At 69.1% G+C, this 20,555-nt stretch carries 20 protein-coding genes; 14 read left to right on the top strand and 6 right to left on the bottom strand.

All coding sequences use genetic code 11. The annotated features are described in order from the left end of the window. The first annotated feature begins 25 nt into the window (after positions 1-25). The 6 genes from C5E41_RS08915 to C5E41_RS08885 all read left to right on the top strand — a co-directional run bounded on the left by C5E41_RS08915 (position 26) and on the right by C5E41_RS08885 (position 5,904). Positions 26-847 (top strand): LLM class F420-dependent oxidoreductase, encoded by an 822-nt coding sequence (locus tag C5E41_RS08915; protein ID WP_104375337.1) that lies wholly within the window; start codon positions 26-28, stop codon positions 845-847. 299 nt (positions 848-1,146) lie between these two features. Further along, positions 1,147-1,743, top strand: coding sequence for a TetR family transcriptional regulator (locus C5E41_RS08910; RefSeq protein ID WP_104375336.1), 597 nt, complete (start codon positions 1,147-1,149; stop codon positions 1,741-1,743). A 78-nt stretch (positions 1,744-1,821) separates the two neighbouring features. Then, positions 1,822-1,968: a DUF1059 domain-containing protein gene (locus C5E41_RS08905; protein WP_063820473.1), complete on the top strand. Its 147-nt coding sequence runs from the start codon at positions 1,822-1,824 to the stop codon at positions 1,966-1,968. A 652-nt stretch (positions 1,969-2,620) separates the two neighbouring features. Beyond that, on the top strand, positions 2,621-3,523 hold the full coding sequence (locus tag C5E41_RS08895; protein WP_104375335.1) for a hypothetical protein: 903 nt from the start codon (positions 2,621-2,623) through the stop codon (positions 3,521-3,523). Between the two features lie 60 nt (positions 3,524-3,583). Next, positions 3,584-3,979 carry a hypothetical protein gene (locus tag C5E41_RS08890; RefSeq protein ID WP_439956364.1) on the top strand — a complete coding sequence of 132 codons (396 nt, stop codon included), beginning with the start codon at positions 3,584-3,586 and terminating at the stop codon, positions 3,977-3,979. Beyond that, entirely contained in the window at positions 3,976-5,904 is a 1,929-nt protein-coding gene (locus C5E41_RS08885) for a M3 family metallopeptidase (protein WP_104375334.1), read from the top strand. Before C5E41_RS08890 ends, C5E41_RS08885 begins: the two co-directional genes overlap by 4 nt. Positions 5,905-5,961: 57 nt before the next feature. On the opposite strand, the gene C5E41_RS08880 is transcribed toward C5E41_RS08885, so the two are convergent. Further along, entirely contained in the window at positions 5,962-6,576 is a 615-nt protein-coding gene (locus C5E41_RS08880; RefSeq protein ID WP_104375333.1) for an NUDIX hydrolase, read from the bottom strand. A 15-nt stretch (positions 6,577-6,591) separates the two neighbouring features. Next, positions 6,592-7,251, bottom strand: a complete 660-nt coding sequence (locus C5E41_RS08875; protein ID WP_104375332.1) for a TetR/AcrR family transcriptional regulator — start codon at positions 7,249-7,251, stop codon at positions 6,592-6,594. An 84-nt stretch (positions 7,252-7,335) separates the two neighbouring features. On the opposite strand from C5E41_RS08875, the gene C5E41_RS08870 reads away from it, so the two are divergent. Together C5E41_RS08870 and C5E41_RS08865 are read left to right on the top strand one after the other, a co-directional pair. Further along, the gene (locus C5E41_RS08870) at positions 7,336-8,322 is read left to right on the top strand and encodes a zinc-binding dehydrogenase (RefSeq protein ID WP_104375331.1); all 987 of its coding nucleotides are present in this window, start codon (positions 7,336-7,338) and stop codon (positions 8,320-8,322) included. 418 nt (positions 8,323-8,740) lie between these two features. Beyond that, positions 8,741-9,481, top strand: a complete 741-nt coding sequence (locus C5E41_RS08865) for a PP2C family protein-serine/threonine phosphatase (protein ID WP_219823117.1) — start codon at positions 8,741-8,743, stop codon at positions 9,479-9,481. Here C5E41_RS08865 and C5E41_RS08860 read toward each other — a convergent pair. Continuing rightward, on the bottom strand, positions 9,472-10,572 hold the full coding sequence (locus C5E41_RS08860) for a lycopene cyclase family protein (RefSeq protein WP_104375330.1): 1,101 nt from the start codon (positions 10,570-10,572) through the stop codon (positions 9,472-9,474). The genes C5E41_RS08865 and C5E41_RS08860 overlap by 10 nt on opposite strands. Before the next feature lie 145 nt (positions 10,573-10,717). On the opposite strand from C5E41_RS08860, the gene C5E41_RS08855 reads away from it, so the two are divergent. Further along, positions 10,718-11,578 (top strand): hypothetical protein, encoded by an 861-nt coding sequence (locus C5E41_RS08855; protein ID WP_146097505.1) that lies wholly within the window; start codon positions 10,718-10,720, stop codon positions 11,576-11,578. A gap of 20 nt (positions 11,579-11,598) precedes the next feature. Here the strand turns inward: C5E41_RS08855 and C5E41_RS08850 are convergent, their stop codons facing one another. The 3 genes from C5E41_RS08850 to C5E41_RS08840 form a co-directional block, all read right to left on the bottom strand. Then, on the bottom strand, positions 11,599-12,363 hold the full coding sequence (locus tag C5E41_RS08850) for an SDR family oxidoreductase (RefSeq protein ID WP_104375328.1): 765 nt from the start codon (positions 12,361-12,363) through the stop codon (positions 11,599-11,601). Positions 12,364-12,379: 16 nt separating this feature from the next. After that, complete coding sequence (locus tag C5E41_RS08845; protein WP_146097504.1) at positions 12,380-13,900, bottom strand: DUF1003 domain-containing protein; 1,521 nt, start codon at positions 13,898-13,900, stop codon at positions 12,380-12,382. 93 nt (positions 13,901-13,993) lie between these two features. Beyond that, positions 13,994-14,875 carry an alpha/beta fold hydrolase gene (locus tag C5E41_RS08840; RefSeq protein ID WP_104375326.1) on the bottom strand — a complete coding sequence of 294 codons (882 nt, stop codon included), beginning with the start codon at positions 14,873-14,875 and terminating at the stop codon, positions 13,994-13,996. Between the two features lie 69 nt (positions 14,876-14,944). Between C5E41_RS08840 and C5E41_RS08835 the strand changes: the two genes are divergently transcribed. From C5E41_RS08835 to C5E41_RS08815, 5 genes are read left to right on the top strand one after another with little or no spacing between them, the layout of a single operon-like run. Continuing rightward, a complete protein-coding gene (locus C5E41_RS08835) occupies positions 14,945-16,870 on the top strand; it encodes an AfsR/SARP family transcriptional regulator (protein WP_181063166.1) in 1,926 nt (641 codons plus the stop codon). A 30-nt stretch (positions 16,871-16,900) separates the two neighbouring features. After that, positions 16,901-17,128 (top strand): hypothetical protein, encoded by a 228-nt coding sequence (locus tag C5E41_RS08830; RefSeq protein WP_104375324.1) that lies wholly within the window; start codon positions 16,901-16,903, stop codon positions 17,126-17,128. A gap of 18 nt (positions 17,129-17,146) precedes the next feature. Beyond that, the gene (locus C5E41_RS08825) at positions 17,147-18,055 is read left to right on the top strand and encodes an alpha/beta hydrolase (RefSeq protein WP_104375323.1); all 909 of its coding nucleotides are present in this window, start codon (positions 17,147-17,149) and stop codon (positions 18,053-18,055) included. 1 nt (position 18,056) lies between these two features. Beyond that, entirely contained in the window at positions 18,057-18,977 is a 921-nt protein-coding gene (locus tag C5E41_RS08820) for a reductase (RefSeq protein WP_104375322.1), read from the top strand. Continuing rightward, positions 18,977-20,497, top strand: coding sequence for a flavin-containing monooxygenase (locus tag C5E41_RS08815; RefSeq protein WP_104375321.1), 1,521 nt, complete (start codon positions 18,977-18,979; stop codon positions 20,495-20,497). The genes C5E41_RS08820 and C5E41_RS08815 overlap by 1 nt, the downstream gene beginning before the upstream one ends. Positions 20,498-20,555: the final 58 nt, after the last annotated feature.

Here is a 20,555-nt window from a genome sequence, read left to right as displayed (position 1 = left end):
AGGCGAGGGTGAGGTTCGGCCTCGTATGAAGATCGGAGTCAACACCTTCCTGACCGATGAGGGCATCGGTCCCCGGGTTCTGGGACCGGCGCTCGAGGAGCGCGGATTCGAATCGCTGTTCCTCGCCGAACATTCCCACATTCCGGCGGGCCGGGAAACGCCGTACCCGGGGGGCGGCGAGCTCCCGCGTGTGTACTACCGCACCTTCGATCCGTTCGTGGCGCTCGCCGCGGTGGCGGTCGTGACCGAACGCCTGGTGCTCGGCACCGGTGTCACCCTGCTGATCCAGCGCGATCCGATCCACACTGCCAAGGAGGTGGCCACCCTCGACCATCTCTCCGGTGGGCGGGTGGTCTTCGGCGTCGGCGTCGGCTGGAACCGCGAGGAGATGGCCGACCACGGCACCGACCCGCGGACCCGCGGAGCCCGGCTCGACGAGCAGCTTGACGCGATCCGGGCGATCTGGACCCAGGATCTGGCCGAATACCACGGCCGCTTCGTCGATTTCGATCCGATCTTCGCCTGGCCGAAGCCGGTGCAGCGTCCGCATCCGCCGATCTTCGTCGGCGGTGGCGAGGCCGCGGCCCGGCGTGCGGTGCGCCTCGGGATCGGCTGGGTGCCCCACGGCGTGTCCGACCCGGCGCAGGTGCCGAACCAACTGGCAGCAGTCGGCGACAGCGACATCCCGATCGCGATCACGCCGGTCGCGCCCGATCCCGCGCTGCTGGACGCTTATGCCGAGGCCGGTGTCCAGCGGGTGACCCTGGCACTGCCGACCCTGCCGGAATCGGAATCGCTGCGCGCTCTCGACGAATTCGCGGCGGTCGCGCAGCGCTACCGCGACTGAATTCGCGTCGCGCCGCGTGCGCCGTGTCGACCCCGCGCTCCGGTCGGCCGGCGCACGAATCGGGCAGTGTCGTAGCGCTACGCCATCGACCCTGCGCAGTTCGGTCGAGTTATTCGAATGTGCTGTGCCGCAGCATCGTTCGCTTGGCAGCCGAACAGCCGGGCGCGGGGCCCCGCGGCGATTGCCTGGAGCAGGCGGTGGTCCGCGAGGAGATGTGGGCCCATCACGAGCCCGGTCACCGGTTCCGGTGCCGCCCGGCGGATCGAATGTCAGCAACTGTCCTCACCTAGGATCGGATCATGAGTCGATGGGAACCCAATGGGCGCGGACGTCTCGCCCAGGCGGCCCTCGAGCTGTACTCCGAGCGCGGGTTCGACGAGACCACGGTGGCCGAGATCGCGGAGCGGGCGGGCCTCACCGAACGCACCTTCTTCCGGCATTTCTCCGATAAGCGGGAGGTGCTCTTCGGCGGTCAGGACCTGCTGTGCAGCGCGATCGCGGAATCGGTGGCCGCCGCGCCCGCGGATGCGGACCCGATGGCGACGGCGATCGCCGCGATCCGAGCGGCCGGCGCGCAGATTCCCGACCTGCCGGCGTGGCAGCTGCGGCGGCGGGCGGTCATCGCGGCCAACCCCGCGCTCCAGGAGCGGGAACTCAGGAAAATGGCCGTCCTGGGTGGCGAACTCGCCGACGCGCTGCGGACCGCGGGTGTCTCGGAGGGGCCCGCGACCCTCTGCGCCCGAGTCGCGGTGACCGTCTTCGGGATCGCCTTCGATCGGTGGGTCGACGATTCCTCCACGCGCGAATTGTCACGCGTTATAGCCGAGGTATACGCCGAGCTCAGGGGCGCCGTGAGCGCCGGCCGGGGCGGTCTCGGAGGAGAAGCGGACGGCTGACCCGGGGTGACGGAAGGCACACGATGTGCATAAGGTGACGGGGAACGACACGTCCAGCCCGACCGATGGAGAACGACGTTGAAGACCAGACTGGGCTGCCCCTGCGGTGAACAGATCGTCGGCACCGACGAAGACGATCTCGTCGAGAAGACGCAGAAGCATCTGGCCGAGAACCACCCCGGCCACGACTACTCGCGCGACGAGATCCTCTTCCTCGCCTACTGATTCTCCGTACCGGCTGATTCTCCGTACCGGCGGCCGGATAACGCCTCGGCGCGTAGTTCGCCCAGCCGGTCTCCGGCCAGTTGAACCACCCCGCCGAGGCGGCGGTACCGCCGTCGGGATGCGGGGTCGTTCCCGTCGGATAGGCCGACAACGCCGGGCGAACTGTTCGACCGCGGCCTTCGCCGCCGAATACACGGCGAAACCCAGTGCGGCCCGGTGTGCCTCGATCGTGGTGATGCCGACGATGCTGTCGCCGCAACCGGCCCGACTCGGGTGGTGGCCACAGACTGCCGAAGCATCGACGCCGTCGTCATCGAACACTGTCTGGCGCAGCGATTTCCGTGCTGAGAAGGGCTGAGAAGGGCTGAGAAGGTAGCCACATGGCGGACGGCTGGGACGAAGACGAGTACGTCGAGCTGCCGGCGCGGGAACGTCGGCGCTACAGGTTCCGCCTCGCCGGCTTGCGGCTGTCGATCAGCCTGCGGAATCGGATATGCATCGGAAGCACTAGGCTGGGTGCCGGGGTGGTTGATCGCCCGGTGTCACCAGGGTTTTCGGAGGGGTCTTGATTCAATGTCGGCGGATCGGCGGGACCATCGTCGCGTTGCTGGTCGTTGTTTGTTCGGTGTCGGGTTGTGGGTCCGATTCCTCGGTGCCACCGATCGGCGACATCACGACCGTGGATCCCTGCGGATTCATCGCACCCGACGCATTCGCCGACCTGAAGACCGTCGAGACCGCGATCACCGTCGAACCGTCCAACTTCGTCAAATGCAACCTCAGCCTGCCGCTCGCGGGCAATGATTCGGGACGAATAGCGGTCTGGACGACCCTCGGCGCCCATACGGCCGATCTCGCCTCATCGGATGCGGTGTCGACCGTCCGCGGGCCGATACGCGTCACCACTGGCACATCTCGGAATGGCACTCGGTGTGATGCGACGGCCCGTCTGGATAACGGCCAAGGAATTCTGCTGCACGCCGAAGCCGAGCGATACGACAAGCGGCCCGCCGATGTCGATCCGTGCCCAGCGCGCGATCGTGCGATCGAGTCCATCGTCACCACGATGAAGAACGGAATGTATACGCGCATAGCCTATCCGAGCGACTCGCTGCACGGATACAACCTGTGCGGCTCGATATCCCTGCCGGAGGTCGAGTCCGCGGTGAACCTGACCGGCCTCGCCGACAAATCGGCACCTGCCGAACAGGACTGTCAGTGGCGCACCGACGGTGCGTCGGACATGTCTCCCGGAGCGATGGTGTCGGTCATGCTCGACGACCCGAAGATCTTCCTGGGTGAACGATCCGCCATCAACGGGTTCCCGGCACGGGTATGGGATATCAGCCAGAGCGGCGGGCCCGGCCGTTGCGTCGTGACGACAACGACGAAACGCTGGAATCCTTGGCCCGGCCAACATCATTCGAATGCGACCGCGTTTGCCGAGCTGCTCTACACCCAGGTCATTCTCCCCGATCAGACGGAACCTGGACAAGCGTGCCGAGCCGCGACGGCGGTCACGACGCAGGTGCTGTCCCATCGGGCTCCGAACTAGCGCCGCGGCAGTTCACTCGCCGAGCGAGGACAGGGCCGAATTTCGTCGTAGTCCACGACAATGCCATGCTGTTCGAGTCTGGTCGCGCTGGACCGGTCCGCCCACACGGTGCGGGCCGCCTACGAGTCTGTGGCGCAACAGATTTCGGGTGCGCACCAGCTGGTCACCAATACCGGGGGAAATACGAGCACCGTGGTCGGCATGTCGATGGCGCCGCCGCTGTGGATCGTGAACTTCGCCCTGATCTACATCTTGAATCCCGCATCGGCAGCCGCGATGCCCTCCTACTGGGCTCCCATTCCCGGGCCCGTGGTCGATGCCATGAAGGCCAGACCCACCGGGCAGGTCCGCGCTCGGCGAGTACGCTTCCTGTTTCGAGTAATTCCCGAACATGGCCGGCACGTGGCGGTTCCCCGGGGTTCAGGAATCGGGGCCGCGGTTAGAGTCGGGGCATGAGTAGCGAACCGCTTGCACTGCCGTCGGCCGAGTGGCCGGAATGGCTCGGCGATTATGTCCGCGGCCGGCTGCGGAGGGCGGCGGATACGGTGGCGCAGCTGAAAGCCACTACACCCGGCGACACCGCGGGCGTACTCGAACTGTGGAACGACGCCGACATCGCGCTGCGCGGGGCCGATTCGGCCGCGCACCTGTTCGCCGAAGTTCACCCCGACCCCGAGGTGCGCCGGCTGGCCGAGGAATTGGCGCAAGAGTTCGATCGAGCCCGGACCGCGAGAGATCTCGACCGCGATCTCTACGACATCGTCGCCGCCACCGAGTCCGCGAGCGTGGACGAGGTGTCGGCGCGCATGCGCGCGCACGTCCTGCGCGATTTCCGGCGCAGCGGTGTGGACCGCGACGAGCGAACCCGGGACCGGCTCCGGGCGATCTCCGAGCGGCTCACCGTACTCGAACAGGAATTCGGCCGGACCATCCGCGAAGACGTCCGCTCGATCCGGGTCTCACCGGGTGCACTCGACGGACTGCCCGCGGACTTCGTCACCGCGCATCCGCCCGCGGCGGACGGGCTCGTCACGGTCACCACCGACTACCCGGACTATCTCCCGTTCCGCACCTATGCCCGGGACGCCGACGCCCGCCGCGCCCTCACCGTGGAATTCGAGAGCCGTGGCTGGCCCGCCAACGACGCTGTGCTGCACGAGATCCTGGGTCTTCGTGCGGAGAAGGCCCGGCTGCTCGGCTTCGACAGCTGGCCCGATTACGACGCCGACGTGAAAATGATCGGCAGCGGCCATGCCATCGCCGAATTCATCGAGCGCATCGCGAGCGCCGCCGACGCCGCGGGTCGGCGCGATCTCGAGACATTGCTGGCCCGACGCCGTGAGGACGAGCCCACCGCCACGAGTATCGACCGCTCCGAGGTCGGCTACTACACCGAACTCGTGCGCCGCGAACAATACGACGTCGACGCCCGAGAGGTGCGCCGCTACTTCGATTTCCCGCGCGTGCGAACCGGTCTGCTCGAAGTCACCGGCCGCCTCTTCGGACTGGAGTATCGACCGGTCGACGTACCGCGCTGGCACGAGGACGTCACCGTCTACGACGTCTACGCCGACGGTGAACGACGCGGACGGATCTATCTGGACCTGCATCCCCGCGAAGGCAAATACAAGCACGCCGCGCAATTCGACCTCGTCGGTGGTGTCGGCGGAAAACTCCTGCCCGAGGGCGTGCTGGTGTGCAACTTCTCGCGCGGACTGATGGAACACCAGCACGTCGTCACGCTGTTCCACGAGTTCGGGCACCTGATCCACCATGTCGTCGGCGGCCACCAGGACTGGGCACGCTTCGCCGGTGTCGCCACGGAATGGGACTTCGTCGAGGCCCCGTCGCAGATGCTGGAGGAATGGGCTTGGGACGCAACCGTTCTCGCCGGCTTCGCCGTCGACGAGACCGGTGCGCCCATCCCCGCCGAACTGGTGGATCGCATGCGGGCAGCGAAAGATTTCGGCAAGGGCATCTCGGTCCTCACGCAGGTCGGCTACACCGAGGTGTCCTATCTGCTGCACCAGGACCGGCCCGCCGACCACGACCTGGTGGTCATCGAGGCCGTGACGCGGCACAGCCGGATAGCCGAGGTGCCGCAGACCCATTTCCAAGCCTCGTTCGGGCACCTGGCCGGATACACGTCCGCGTACTACACCTATCTGTGGAGTCTGGTGATCGCGAAGGATCTGTTCTCCGTGTTCGACGCCGGCGACCTGTTCGACCCCGTGGTGGCGCAACGCTACCGCGATCGCGTCCTGGCACCGGGTGGTTCGCGCGACGCCGCCGATTCGGTGGCGGACTTCCTCGGACGTCCGTTCACCTTCGACGCGTTCGCGGCCTGGCTGGACCGCGCACCCACGCCGCAGACGCGCTAGCGCGGAAGTCGTTTCGCGTGCGGCGGCCGAACCGGCGCGTCGGTGACCGCTCAGCGCCTACTTGTGCGTCCAGTCGGGTTGCAGCAGGTCCGCCACCCGGGTTTCGCGGCCGAGGAGCACGACATCGCGGAACTGCAGCAGCATCGCGCCGGTCGGCGCGTGAATGGTCATCGCATCGCCGATCCTGAGTTGCAGCAGCCGGGTGCCGTCCGGCCGGTCGACCCAGTGCGGGACATCGTCGGCCGCGAGGCGGTCGAGCGGAACGAAATGAACAGCGTGCACCTCGTCGGCGTTCGGGTCGAGCGCCCCGGGATCGTCGAGCGCGACGACGATGGGCGTGATCGCGAAACCGGACGCTGCCGGGAAATCGTCGAGCCGGCCGAGGACATCGGTGGGCGAGGCGACCAGGCCGATCTCCTCGTACAGTTCCCGTAACCCCGCCGCGATCGCACTTTCGTCACCGTCGACCCGTCCGCCGGGCAGCGCCCACTGACCGGCGTTGCGGCCGCGATAGGCCCGCTTGATCACGACCACGCAGGGGCGCCCGTCGTGCTCGAGCACACACAGCACGACGGTGGCCCGGCGAATTCCCGGTGCATCGAGCGTCGTGCGGAACCCGAACTCGCGCAGATGCGCCGTGGCGTGGTCCCGGAAATTCTGCACACTCTTCATCCCTCGATAGTGTCATCATCGATGTCCGGGCGGGCGGTCCGTCTCGGCCGCTGGTCCCGCTCCGGGCGTCAGCAGCGGAACCGGTGGTAACGGCGAGGATTCGGGCGAGGCCCGGAAACCGTCGATCATGAATGCGGCGAAGCGCGCCGACGCCGCGACTCGGGCCTCCGGTGTCCGCGCCTGAATGCCGTTGTTGGCCATGATCATCAAGAGCAGGTCGTCCAGCACGACCTCCGGACGCAGCCGGCCGGTGGCCTTGGCGCGGCGCAGTAGCTCGGCCGTGGCGGTCAGCGTGGCGGTGCGTAGCGCTGCGAAGTCCATCGCGTGCGGGAAGGTGGACATGAAAGCCGCGGTGAAACCTCGGTCGCGGGCATACATTTCGCACAGTTTCTCCACGGCACCGCGGAAACCCTGCCACGGGTCCGGGTTGCGCAGCCCTTCGTCCACGATGGACCGGCACGCGTGCATCTGATCGGTGAACGCCTCGGCGACCAGCAGTTGCTTGGTCGGGAAATGGCGATAGAGGGTGGCGGGGCCGACCTCGGCGCGGCGCGCCACTTCCCGGATCGGAACGTCGAGGCCTCGGGTGAGGAATACCGCACGCGCCGCGTCGAGGATGCGGGCGCGATTGTCCCGCGCATCCGAACGCAAGGAGTGAGACGAACGCCTGGTCACCGCTCTCACTTTAGCTAAACGGACGCTGGCGTCCGTTACGGTCCGCCTATCGATGCGCGAGCGAACAGAAGACGGAGCAGAGCAGTGAAAGCAGTGATCATCGAAGCGTTCGGCGGTCCCGAGGGGCTCACCGTGGCCGAGACGCCCGAGCCGGTCGCGGGCGCGGGACAGGTCGTGATCGCCACCGAGGCGATCGGCGTCGGCGGAGTCGACGTCCTGATCCGTGGTGGCGGGCTGGCCGGTTACGGATTCGCGCCGGGGCATGTTCCCGGCAGCGAGGTCGCCGGAACCGTGGTTGCCGTGGGTGACGGTGTCGACCCCGCATGGGCCGGACGGCGGGTGTGGGCATTCACCGGCGAAGGTGGTGGTTACGTGGAATATGCCGCCGTGCAGGCGGATTCGCTGGTCGCACTGCCGGCGGGACTGTCCGCCGCGCAGGCGGTGACGCTGGGCACCTCCGGGATGGTGGCGCGCTTCGCCCTGCGCCGCGCCCATCTCGCGCCTGGCGAGTCGGTGCTGGTGCGGGGTGCGGGCGGCGGCATCGGCGTCATGGCGGTCCAGCTGGCGGTGCGTTGCGGCGCCGGTGCGGTGGCGGTCACCACCTCGTCGGCCGCGCGAGGCGAGCGCCTGCGCGGCCTCGGGGCGACCCATGTGCTGGACCGGTCCGGCGCGGGTGACGCGGAGGCTCCCGCCGGCTACGACGTCGTCATCGATATCGTCGCCGGGGCCGAGCTACCGGCCTTCTTCGCCCGGCTCGCACCGAACGGCCGGATGGTGGCCGTCGGGGCGATGGGCGGCCTTCCGCCTGCGGATTTCGGCATGGAAATGATCGCCGCCTTCAAGAAGTCGATGTCGTTCGCCACCTTCAGCGCCGACACCGTACCGTGGGCCGAGCGTCGCACCGCGACCGCCGAATTGTTCGACGCGGCCGTCCGCGGTGACCTGAAAGCGGTTGTGCACGACGAGCTTCCCTTGGACCAGGCGGTGCTCGCCCATCGCCGGATGGCGGCCGGTGAGGTCTTCGGCAGACTCGTGCTCTCGCCGCCGGGGAACCGGTGGGCGCCGGCCTAACGCCCCCCGCCGCACCTGATCGAACAGCACATCGCGGTCGGCGGCGTCCTCGCGCTCACCGCGGCGGTGGTGGGGCCGGCCGAGCCGAGCTGACCGCGACCAACCGCACGGCGCAGGTCACGGCCGGGCGAAGTGTCGGCGTCGCACCGGTCACGGACCGGCTCGCCCTGAGCGGTCGAGGACGGGCGGTCCGGGCATTTCCGGCGCAAAGCGTGGCCGACGGGCGCCCCGGGGGCGCGCTGGACGGCGGCCTGTAATGAACTCGTGCCCCTTTTCACAGGTTGAGCACGGTCCCAGCTGACATAGTCTGAGCAGGCGAGTTCTGTTCAGGGCAGTTCCGGAGCCGGTCGCGGTCCAGGCGATCGTCAGCGCGAACGAGCGGAACCGCAGTCGGCAGGGGCAGTCGAGGAGGTCGGCCGTGCACACAGCGGTGACGACGGCAATCACACGGCGTGAGTTGATGCGGCTCACGGGAATCACAGCGCATTCGGTCAGCCGGCGCGGCGGCCGGTCGCTCAATGCCGACGCGGTGTCGGGCTACATCGACTCCGCGGTCGGGCGCAGCGCCTTCGCCGTCGCCGACGGCATCGGCGATCACCTGCTGGCCGCGCGGGCGGCGCGCACCGTGGCACAGGTCGCGGCGCGGGTGGCAGTCGGCGGCAGTGCGGCCGCCGGAATCCTTGCCGCCCAACAACAATTGCTGCGCGAGTTTCCCGAGCCCTCGGCTGACAGCGTGGTGGTCGTAGCCGTGTGCCCGACACCGGACCGCATCGACGGCCCCTGTGATATCGCCTGGGTCGGCGACTGCCGGGCCTACCACTGGAACGGGCGAGTGCTGCATCAGATCACCAGCGATCACACCGTCGCCGAGATGATGAACGCGCGCGGCATCACCGTCGCGCCCCGGATGCACCATATGGTGACGACCTCGGCGCGGACCGTGCGGCCGGAGGCCATGGGCCACGGCATCACCGGCACGGGCGCCGGGCGCTGGCTGCTGAGCACGGACGGGGTGCACAAGACGTTGCCGATGACCGAGATCAAGCAGATCCTCGCCGACGCCGACTCCGCGTCGACCGCCGCGGACGCCCTGGTCGAGGCGGCGATCACGGCGGGTGCCACCGACAACACCACCGCACTGGTTTTCGATCACCGCTGAACGGCCGGCACGCCCCCGCGACGGCGACCGGCACCCGGCGCGGCGGCCGCGGCCAGGATCCGCCGCAGCGGCCACGGAAGTTCGCGAAACAGCGCGGCCATGGCGGCGACGGTGCCGCGCAGGTCGGTGCGCCCGGACAGGTAGGCGCGTTGCAGGTCCAGGGGCAAGGCGAAGAAGGCGTCGAAGAAGACGGGGAGCTCGTGTGGCGGGAGCGCGAGCAGCGCCCGCAGGCCGGCCCTGCGCAGGGCGTATACCACCCGTGCCGAGACCGGCCAGAGGCTCTGACCAGCGGCCACGGCGTCGGCCGCGGCGAGTGTGGCACCGACGCTGTATCCGGTCGCCGGATGCAGCAGTCCACCCGCCGCCCCGAAGACGCCGTCGCGGGCCCGCCCGCCCTCGACCGGGAAGCGCACCCGTTCGACCGGTGCGTCGGCGTCGAATTCGATTCCCCGGCAGCGTAATCGGTGTTCCAGCCGACGCCGCAGCTCGTCCGGGCCGATCGCCGGCCGCCCGGCCAGGCAGGTCTCCTCGAACAGCACCCGGCCGCCGCCCAGCGGGATCGTATACAGGAACGAGGCCGGTTCATCGGCATCGGCACCGTTGTCCCGGGACCAGTCCATGAAGACGGCTGGTTCGCGATCACGGTGCAGCACAACGCCGTAGGCGGTCTGCTCGGCTCGTCGCATGTCGCGGGCCAGTCCGCGGGCGTCGACTACGCGGTGCGCGGTCAGTGTCCGGCCCGAGGCGAGCCGCACTCGTTCGTGCCGCTCGACATCCAGGACCCGGTCGGCGATCACCCGCACGCCGGACAGGTCCAGCGCGTTCTGCAGCGCCGCGGTGTCGAAAACCTGGTAGGCGCGGGCGATGTCGACTTCGCGGGTACCTCGGGCGAGCGGCCGCTCGATTGTCGCGGCCACGACCCGGGCCGGCAGCCAGTCCGGCAATTCGTCGGCCCAGGTGGCGTAGGTCGCGGGCCAGCGGCGCCACGGATGCGGATCGATCGCGGTCACGGCGAGTCCGCGGACGGCCGCGCGATGCGCCAGCGCCCGTCCGGCCGGGCCGAGCCCGCAGACGATGAGATCGGCACTCATGCCGCCATTGCAGCAGATCGGCCGGACGCGATGTGCCGCCCGTCGCATCACGGCGGGTGTGTCGGGTCCGGTAGGGTCGACCCTCGATGCCCGGGGGGACCACAACCGCGGAGGGCGCTGCCCCGGGACGGGAAGGTGGCAGCAGATGACGTATCCCCCGGGATCCGGGCCGTACGGTTACGGCCCGCAACAACCCCACGATGCGGGGTGGGGGCGCGACCCGAACCAGCCCGGCGCAGGGTGGGACGCGGCACCGAGCGGGTGGGAGACGCCGGCGTGGGATCAGCGGATGCCCGCGCCGAACTGGGGGCAGCCCGCTCCCGTCGGCTATCCGACTCCGCCGCCGCCGAAGAACAACAGCGGGCTCATCGTCGGCATCGTCTTCGGCGTGATCGCGCTGCTGGTGATCGCCGGCGGCATCCTGGTGGTCGCGACTCGCGACTCCGGCGGCGACGACCGGGCCGCCGGAACCAGCACGCCCGCGCTCGTCCCCGCCACCACCGACGCCCAAGCCACCACCGCGGCCCCCACCACGAGCGCGAGTCCCGGAACGTCCGGCCACCTGAGCTATCAGGAATACGGGCACGACTGGAACTTCAAGGCCGGCGATGTGGAGCTGCACGCCGACTGGGCCGAGGGCCGCGACCATCCCAGCTGCGCCGATATCGAGGTCGGGGGCAAGCTCACGTCGCTCGGCTGCCAGTACGCGGCGGAAATGGTGTACAAGGCCGAGGGCGGTTCGCTGATGCTGACCCAGTTCATCATGGGTATGTCGAGCAGCGACACCGCCGCGGCCGCACCCGGCGCGTATACCGACGACGACCTGAAACTGCGGCCCGGCACCTACATCGCGAACTTCGCGACCGGTAAATGGAAAGACGACGCCGAGAAGCAGTTCCTCGTCGTCACCTTCGCCACCGCCACCAGCTCGGTGGACGAGGACACCGTGAAGAAGTACCTGAAGTACCGGCACGGCGACATCCTCGGCGCCCTCGCCTTCCGCTGACGGGTGTGCGGCCGGCCGGTTCAGATACCGCCGGTCGCGAGCAGGCCGCCGTCGACCCGCACCACCTCGCCGGTGATCCATGCGGCCTGATCGGAGACCAGGAATCCGACCAGCGCGGCGACATCCTCGGGCGTGCCCAGGCGCCGCAGCGGATAGGTCGCGGCGACGGCCTCCTCGTTGTCGGTGACCAGCGCGTCGGCGAATTTCGTCTTGACCACGCCCGGCGCGACGGCGTTCACCCGGATCGACGGACCGAGCTGCCAGGCCAGTTCCTCGGTGAGCCGGATGAGGGCCGCCTTGGACGCGCCGTAGGCGGCGATCACACCCGTCGAGCGGATGCCGGCCACACTCGCGAGGTTCACCACCGCGCCGCCGTGCTCGCCCATCCACGCCCGGTAGGCCTGCTGCACATATCCCAGCGCGGCGACCACGTTGACATCGAAGATCTTGCGCACCGCTCCGAGATCGGCCTCCATCAACGACCCGTAGACGGGGTTGATGCCGGTGTTGTTGATCAGGATGTCCAGGGATCCGAATTCGGCGACGGCGGTGTCGACCTGCTCGGCGCGCGCCGCCTCGTCACCCGAATTGCCCGCCAGCGCAACAACTTTTCCCGGATGGCCGAGCCCGCGCAGCCGGTCGGCCGCCTCGGCCAGAGGTTCCGGTTTGCGGGCGGTGATCAGCACGTTCGCCCCGCGCCGTAGCAGTTCCGCCGCCACCGCGTACCCGATGCCGCGACTCGCACCGCTGACCAGCGCACCCTTACCCAACAGATCCTCGCTCATGGATCGCGACCTTACGTCAGGTGGCGCGGGCGGCGTCGCGGACCCGGGGCGGGGTGCTGCGCAGCACCTGGAAACCGGCGCCGGAGATCATGATCGGGATGCGCCGGGCCGCCTGCAGGTAGCGGATCCGCGCGGACCGGGGCAGGTCCGGCCACGGCAGCGGTTCGGCGTCGTCGGGATCGGGGTGGGCGGATCCGCCGAGCAGGGCGCGCCGATCCGCGATCCGGCGTTCGTAGTCGAGCCGTGCGAGCAGCCCGATCTCGTCGTCGTCGAAGGTGACCGCGAAGGCCGGATCGAAGGCGGGCACCATGAAGCAGCCGATCGCGGCCAGATCTTCGCCGATACCGCGGGCCTGCAGCCGATAGGTGCGGCGGTCCTGTTCGCTGAGCTCGTTCCAGTGGCGCAGGGCGGCGGCGTCGGCCGGCGCTTCACCGGTGGTCATGACGGTGTGGGCGCGGGCCTGGTGGTCGACCCGTTCGCTGGTTTCGTGCAGCGCCCGGCCGAGTTGTTCGCTGACCCGGTCGGTGACGTAACCGGTGAGGCTGTCGATGACGCGGTCCTGTGCGGTGAGCCGGGCCTTCATCCGCCGGCATTCGTGAAGCACCGCCTGTGCATCGAGGAACGTCTGCTCGGAACGGCGGTCACCGGTGCGCCCGAGGACGTCCTGACCGACCATGATCACGATCATGAACACCAGTTGCGCGAGCGTGGACAGAAACGCCATGAAGGCGAACGGGTAGGGGTCCACGCGCTGAATTCCCGCCTGCGCCAGCGCAACCCACAGAATCTGCGAACCGAGCGCGAGATAGAAGCCCCACACGCTGCCCAGCCGCTCGGTCAGCCACACCGCGATCCGGTCGTTGGTACTGACCGCCTGGTCGGCGGCCTGCGGCGGCGGCTGCACCCGATGCCGTTCGATCCACGGATGCGGCGTCGACTCGAGCAGGCTCAGGCCGCGGCTGAGCGCGCGGTCGTGGTGGTCCAGATGCGCCTGCAGATCCGCGACCTGGGCGAAGATCGCCTCGGTGTTCTCGTAGGTCTGCACCGAGCGGCGGTCGGCGGCGGCGCTGAGCACCCGCTGGCCCACCAGGATCACCAAGCACAGGATCAGCTGCGCGACATTGTCGACGAACAGCAGGAACGGGAACGGATACGGGTCCACCGGGCGCAGCGGCCCCCAGGTCGCCAGCGCCATCCAGGCGCTGAACCCGATCAGCACCAGATACAGCGCGGGCATCGATCCGATCCAGCGGGTGAGGACGGCGGCGACCGCATCGTTGACGCCGATGCGTTCGTCGGCCATCGTCACCGCGCCGGTGTGCGTTTCCGTCACTGCGCCGGTGCGCGCGTCGAAATCGGTGCCGGTGCGTTCGTGGCCCGCTGCGCCGCCGCGCGTGTCGGTGCCGCTGTGCACGTAGGTGTCGGCGCCACTGTGCGCGTAGGTGTCGGCGCCACTGTGCGCGTAGGTGTCGGCGCCACTGTGCGCGTAGGTGTCGGCGCCACTGCGTATCTCGTTCGCCCGGCTGTCGCTGCTCACCTCTACGGCCCCCTCGCCTGCGATCGTCCGATACCGCGCACTGTACGTGCCCGGCACAGTGAGCGCGCGGCCGCGACGTGCCGGATGTGTCGCTCAGCGGCGCAGCAGGTCGGTGAGCACCCCGGCTACCTGGTCCGGCGCTTCCTCGGCCATGAAATGTCCCAGTGCGAGAGTGCGGTGGTCGAGATCGGCTGCCCACTCACGCCATACCGCGGCCGCGTCGTAGCCGAGTTCGGCGCCCCAATCCTGCTGAATCACGGTGACAGGCATGGTGAGTCGGCGTCCGGCGGCGCGGTCGGCCCGATCGTGGTCGAGATCGATGGTGGCCGAGGCGCGGTAGTCGGCGACGATCGAATCGACCGCGCCGGCACACGCCCGCAGGTACTCCGCGCGGACGTCATCGGGAATCGCCTCGGGGCGAAGGCACCAGGCGTCGAGGAAATGACCGAAGAAGTCGTCGGCGCTCGCGCGGATCATGCGCTCGGGCAGCCCGGGCGGCTGGGCCATCAGGTAGAGATGGAATGCGACCGCGGCGGTGTGGCCGTGCAGGACCTCCCACATATCCGACGTCGGCAGCACATCCAGCACCGCGAGATGGGAGATCCGATCGGGACGGTCCAGTCCGGCGCGAATCGCCACCAGGGCGCCGCGGTCGTGTCCGGCCAGCGCGAACCGGTCGAATCCGAAGTGGTCGGCCAGCGCGATCACATCGGAGGCCATCGTGCGTTTGGCGTAGGTGCCGGAATGGGTGGCAACCGGTTTGTCGCTGTCGCCGTAGCCGCGCAGGTCCGGGCACAGCACCATATGGTCGCGGGCCAGCGCCGGTGCGACGTGACGCCACATCAGATGCGTCTGCGGGAAGCCGTGCAGCAGCACGATCGGGGTCCCGGAGCCGGCGTGCGCCACGGACAACGCGACATCGTCGGCAACCGGAACGCGGTCGTAGTCGAAACCGGGGATGATGGGTGCGGACATGCGGTGACGATCCGTTCTCTAGGCTGGTTCGGTGCGGTATCCATGCTCGGCGGCGGGAATGAGCAACCGATGAGTGCACAGCTCACCGGCCGCGGCGCGGCACCGTCAGCCGGAGTCCTGGGGCCGGTTCGGGCCGTCGCCGCCGACGGGACGCCACTGCCGCTGCACGGCCCCCGGCACGCCGAAATGCTGGCCCGCCTGATCGCCGCCGGCGGACGGGTGGTGCCGGTGCCGGCCTTGGTGGCAGACCTGTGGGAGGACCCGCCGCCGGGCGCGATCGCCGCCGTGCGCACCTTCGTCGCGGCACTGCGTCGCGCCCTGGAGCCCGGCCGCGCGGCGCGCACCCCTTCCCGCGTGATCGTCACCGAGGGCACCGGATACCGCGTGGTGCTGCCTCGCGATCACGTCGACGCCTGGTATTTCGACGATCTGATCCGCGCGGCGGCGAATCAGGCCGGGCCACAGCGGATCGAGACGCTGGAAACGGCCCTCGGGCTCTGGCGCGGAGACGCCTACGGCGACTACCGGTGGGCGGACGGAGAAATCGCGAAGCTCGCACAACTGCGTTCGGCGGCAGTGGAAATGCTCGCGGAGGCGCGGATCCGGCAGGGACGGCCGGAACAGGCCGTCGCCGAACTCGAAACGCATCTGCACGAGCATCCCGGGCGGGAGCGGGCCTGGCTGCTGCAGGCGCGAGGACTGTGGCAGGCCGGGCGGCGGGCCGACGCGCTGGCGGTCCTGCGGCGTGCCCGAACCCGGCTCGGTTCGGAGGCCGGATTGGATCCCAGCGCCGAACTGATCGCCCTCGAACGCGAAATCCTCACCGGAGAACCGGAATTCGGCGAGCACCGATTGTGGCGTGAGACCGTCGCCGCCTACGGCGCCACCGGCCCACGCAGCCGCCTCACCTCCTCCGCCGATCTGCTGCGCGGCCTGGCACTCACCGACGCGACCGGTCTGATGACCGCCCAGGACCGCCGGGCCCACGCGATCGACGACCTGCTCGCGAACGACGATCCCGAACTCACGGCCACCGCGCTGACCCGCATGGAGGTACCGGGAGTCTGGTCGGTGCTCGACGATCCGGCCCGGTCGGCGCGCGTGGCCGAGGCCGCCCGCACCACCCTCGAACGCTTGGACGACGACGCCGCGCCCGCGCTGCGCGCCCGGCTGCTCGCCCTGTTCGCGATCGAAACCCGCGGCCGCCGTGGCACGTCCGGCGCGGACGCCGCGCGAGCGGCCGAACGCATCGCCCGCGACCTGGGTGATCCGGCCGTGCTCGTGCTCGCTCTCGACGCTCGATTCCTGCAGTCCTTCCACACGCCGGGGCGGTGGCCGAGGCGGGCGCGGCTCGCTCAGGAGCTGATCACGGTGTCGCGCCGGCACGACCTGTCGACCTACCTGATCCTGGGGCATCTCGTCGCCATGCAGGCCGCGGCCGCGGTGGGCGATGTGGCCGTCGCCGACGAGCATGCCGCCGCGGCCGACCGGCTCGCGGTGCGCTACGAGCGCGACCTGGTCGGGGTGTTCACCACCTGGTACCGCGCGCTGCGCACGGTCCTCACCGACCGGCCGGAGCCGGAGGTGGCAGACGCCTACGAACGCGCACTCGCCACCCTGCCGGGCTGCGGAATGCCCGGTGTCGCAGCGGGTCTCGCGCCGCTGACCGGCCTGTGCCTCGCGCTGCGGGCAGGCCGGGACCCGGCCGAATCCGCCGCGGCCGACTTCGGGCTGAACACTCCCTACGTCGCCGCGCTGCTCGAACCCGAGCGCGCCCACGAGCTGCTGCACGCGGCGCCGGCGCCGCCGCCGGACCACATGGCCGAATTGCGTTGGGCGCTACTGGGAATCGCCGCCGACCGATGCGCGGACCGGAGTACCGCGCGTCAGGTGTATCGCGCCCTGTCCCCGGCCCGCGGCGAACTGCTCGGGGCGGGCACCGGCATGCTGAGCCTCGGTCCGGCCGGCGCACTCCTCGATCGTTCGGCGCCGTAACGAAATATCCGGCGTGGCGATCCCTCGGATGTGAGTATCAACGGCCTCTCGGCCGCCCAGCAGCGCGCCGCGTTGCGCCGCCTGGTGGTGGCCTTCGGTGAACTGAACACCATCGTCGAACTCGCCGCGAACGAGGCATCTCCGGACCTACGCGAACATGCCGAACTCGCGCGGGACATGCTCGGAGTCCTGGTCACGGAGGTGGCCCAGCCTGCCCGAGACCGCCTATGTAATCTGCCATTGACAAATGGCACATAGGTAGCTGATGCTCGGTGTATGGAGACGAGAAGGTCAACGGAGACCTCACCGTCGGCCACCGCACCGGTCCCGTCGTCACCGTCGCTGCGTTCGCGGCCGGCGCTGACCGCGGGGCGGTACGGGGTACGGCCTATCAACTGCCTGCTGCCGGCGAATCCGCTCGGCATCGCTGCCGCCCGTGGGCTGGTCGCGTCGATCATGGCGATCTGCGGACCGGTGCTGCCGGGAACCTGTGTGACACAGGTGCGTTCGGGTTCGCTGCGCGGGGAGTGGGTGCGCGCGGCAGGTGTCGGCCACGGCCATCGCGCCCTGTACTACGTGCACGGCAGCGGCTCTGTCATCTGCTCGGCGCGCACCCATCGCGGACTGGCGTCGCGACTGTCACGCGCCACCGGACTCCCGGTCTTCGTGGTCGACTATCGGCTCGCCCCCGAACACCCCTTTCCGGCCGCGGCCGACGATGTGGCCGAGGGCTACCGCTGGCTACTGGCCCGCGGCTGCGAACGCCGCGCCGCCGAGGCCATGGCCTGCGCGCGCACCGGCCTTGCCGCGGTGCGGTTGTACACCGGCGACGAACCCGAGGATTCGCCACGGCTGCGGCTGCGTATCCCCGCCGGAATCGCGTTGCCCCCGTTGTTCGTTCAGGTGAGCGTCGCGGAAATGCTCGCCAACGACGCCCATCACCTTCGCGACCTCGCCCTGATGCGCTGGACCGGCTTCTCGCCCGACCACGTCGCGCGCATCACCCTCGACGCCCACCAGCGCGGCCGCCTGCATGTGCTGCCGCAGTTGGACGCGGTGGTCGTCTGGCATCTCGAACGACAATTCCCGGCCACCTACACCCGAGCCCTCGGCGTGCTGAACCGATTTCTGCCGCAAGCGGATTCGACTCCGGCATCGGCCGACAGCGAGAAGGCAGGAGTCTGACATGTCCTTCGACTTCGACGATATGCTGGCCAAGATCAAGTCCCGGCAGTGGGCGCTGGCCGATATCGATTGGGACGCGCCAGGCGCGGAACTGATCGACCCCGAACTGCACGCCAAACTGAGGCCGTTCATGGTGGATCTGACGTGGATCGAGAACGTCGGCGCGCGCGGCTTCGCGGCGATGGCGAAGAAGGCCCCGACGCAGACGCTGCGCGAGATCTACCGATACTTCCACGCCGAGGAACAGCGCCACGCCAATGCCGAACTGGCCCTGATGCGCCGCTGGGGCATGCTCGACGGCGACGAGATCCCCGAACCGAACATCAACGTCAAGCTGGTCATCGACTTCCTCGACAAATACGCCGATGGTATGTCGCTGTCGTTTCTGGGCACGGTGATTCCGATGCTGGAGGTGGCACTCGACGGCGCGCTGATCAAATTCGTCACCGACGAGATCGCCGATCCGATCGCCCAGGAGGTGTTCCGCAAGATCAACTCCGACGAATCCCGGCATCTGGCCACCGATTACGCGGTGATGGAACTGCTCGGGCACTCCACCGCCCGCAAACTCGCTATCGATCCGGTCGGGGGCTGGGTGAAGCCGTCGCTGATGATCGGTGTGCTCAGCTATGTGCCGCTGCTGAACAAGATGCGCGACAACATCGTCGCGATGGGCGTCGACGAGGACAAACTGTATACCGCGATGCGCCGGTTCAAGGCGGTCGGAGAGCGCACACCCGTGGTGAACCGGGTGCCGATGTACCGGATCGTCAAGATGCACAGCGACTGGGTCATCAACCGCGATCACCCCTACCACCTGCTGGCCGACACGCTGGTGAAGGTGACCGCCCGCATCCCCGACCGGGTGCTGCCCGCGCAGCCGACCTGGTCGAAGGAACTGACCTACGAGCCGGTCGCGTGATGAGCGGGAACACCGCGCTGGACGTCGCGATCGTCGGAGCCGGATTCGCCGGGATCGGGGCGGCGATCCGGTTGCGGCAGCGCGGAATCACGAATATCGCGATCTTCGAACGGGACCGGCGGGTCGGCGGCACCTGGCGCGACAACACCTATCCGGGGGCGGCCTGCGATATTCCGTCGCGGCTGTACTCCTACAGTTTCGCGCCGAATCCGGATTGGTCGCAGACCTATTCCGGCAGTGCGGAAATCCTCGGCTACATCGAGGCGATGGTCGAGAAGTTCGCGCTCGGCGGATGCCTTCGCTTCGGGCACAACGTAGCCGGATTGGCCTACGACGAGGCGGCGGGTGAATGGGAGATCGGCTTCGACGCCGGCCGCGCACCGGTGCGGGCCCGTTCGGTGGTGGTCGCGTCCGGGCCGCTGGCCAATGCGAGCCTGCCGGACATTCCGGGGCGCGACAGCTACCAGGGTCATATGATCCACTCCGCCCGCTGGGATCACGACTACGACTTCACCGGTAAGAAGGTGGCCGTGGTCGGCACCGGTGCCAGTGCGGTGCAGATCGTCCCGGAACTGGTCGACCGGGCCGGCTCGGTGAAGGTGTTCCAGCGCACGCCGGGCTGGGTTCTGCCGCGGATCAACCGGCACACCACCGGCCTGACCCGGCAGCTGTACCGGCACCTGCCACTGACCCAGCAGCTCGCCCGGCAGGCCTGGTTCTGGGGGCACGAATCGGTGGCGCTGGGCGTGGTGTGGAATACCCCGCTGACCAGGATCGTGGAATCGGTGGCGCTGGCCCATCTGCACAGCCAGGTCCGCGATCCGTGGTTGCGGCGGCAGTTGACCCCCGATTTCCGGGCCGGATGCAAGCGGCTGCTGATGAGCAGCGACTACTACCCGGCGCTGCAGCGCGACAACTGCACACTGGTCACCTGGCCGATCGCAGGAATGTCGCCGGCGGGGATCCGCACCGCCGAGGGGATCGAGCACCGGTTCGACTGCATCGTGTTCGCCACCGGTTTCGAGGTGTCGAAGGCGGGCGCGCCGATCCCGATCACCGGCCGGGGCGGGCGGGTACTCGACGACGAATGGCGCAGGGGCGCATACGCGTACAAGAGTGTGACCGTCGCGGGCTATCCGAACCTGCTCTTCACCTTCGGGCCCAATTCCGGTCCCGGGCACAATTCGGCGCTGGTGTATATGGAGGCGCAGATCGATTATCTCGCCGCGGCGATCGGCATGCTGCTCGAGCGGAATCTGCATTCGCTCGAGGTGCGCCGCGACCGCCAGGACCGCTACAACCACCGGCTGCAGCGCCGGCTGCGGGCGACCACCTGGAATTCCGGCTGCCGCAGCTGGTATCTGACCGAGGACGGCTTCAACGCGACCATGTTCCCGGGCTTCGGCAGCCAGTTCACCGGTCAGCTCGCCACCCTCGATCCGCACGACTACGTGCTGATCCCCGGGCGTGGTGGCGGCCGCGCGCCTGTCGCCGATCGGGCGGTGACCCGATTGGGCTAATGTCGACACGATGCGTCGCGCCTGAGCTGCTCACACAGGCCGGGAGCGGGTGCGACGC

The organism is Nocardia nova (assembly GCF_002933465.1).
In the GTDB taxonomy this organism is placed as follows: domain Bacteria; phylum Actinomycetota; class Actinomycetes; order Mycobacteriales; family Mycobacteriaceae; genus Nocardia; species Nocardia nova_B.
Note: the sequence above shows the minus strand (reverse complement) of the source record. Positions and strands in the feature narration are given on the sequence as shown.

What these genes read in the sequence shown, in the direction of transcription:
- C5E41_RS08890 (WP_439956364.1), top strand. Translation starts at nt 3,584, where the DNA reads ATGCCATGCTGTTCGAGTCTGGTCGCGCTGGACCGGTCCGCCCACACG.
- C5E41_RS08815 (WP_104375321.1), top strand. Translation starts at nt 18,977, where the DNA reads ATGAGCGGGAACACCGCGCTGGACGTCGCGATCGTCGGAGCCGGATTC.
- C5E41_RS08915 (WP_104375337.1), top strand. Translation starts at nt 26, where the DNA reads ATGAAGATCGGAGTCAACACCTTCCTGACCGATGAGGGCATCGGTCCC.
- C5E41_RS08885 (WP_104375334.1), top strand. Translation starts at nt 3,976, where the DNA reads ATGAGTAGCGAACCGCTTGCACTGCCGTCGGCCGAGTGGCCGGAATGG.
- C5E41_RS08860 (WP_104375330.1), bottom strand. Translation starts at nt 10,572, where the DNA reads ATGAGTGCCGATCTCATCGTCTGCGGGCTCGGCCCGGCCGGACGGGCG.
- C5E41_RS08820 (WP_104375322.1), top strand. Translation starts at nt 18,057, where the DNA reads ATGTCCTTCGACTTCGACGATATGCTGGCCAAGATCAAGTCCCGGCAG.
- C5E41_RS08840 (WP_104375326.1), bottom strand. Translation starts at nt 14,875, where the DNA reads ATGTCCGCACCCATCATCCCCGGTTTCGACTACGACCGCGTTCCGGTT.
- C5E41_RS08835 (WP_181063166.1), top strand. Translation starts at nt 14,945, where the DNA reads ATGAGTGCACAGCTCACCGGCCGCGGCGCGGCACCGTCAGCCGGAGTC.
- C5E41_RS08880 (WP_104375333.1), bottom strand. Translation starts at nt 6,576, where the DNA reads ATGAAGAGTGTGCAGAATTTCCGGGACCACGCCACGGCGCATCTGCGC.
- C5E41_RS08850 (WP_104375328.1), bottom strand. Translation starts at nt 12,363, where the DNA reads ATGAGCGAGGATCTGTTGGGTAAGGGTGCGCTGGTCAGCGGTGCGAGT.
- C5E41_RS08825 (WP_104375323.1), top strand. Translation starts at nt 17,147, where the DNA reads ATGGAGACGAGAAGGTCAACGGAGACCTCACCGTCGGCCACCGCACCG.
- C5E41_RS08855 (WP_146097505.1), top strand. Translation starts at nt 10,718, where the DNA reads ATGACGTATCCCCCGGGATCCGGGCCGTACGGTTACGGCCCGCAACAA.
- C5E41_RS08910 (WP_104375336.1), top strand. Translation starts at nt 1,147, where the DNA reads ATGAGTCGATGGGAACCCAATGGGCGCGGACGTCTCGCCCAGGCGGCC.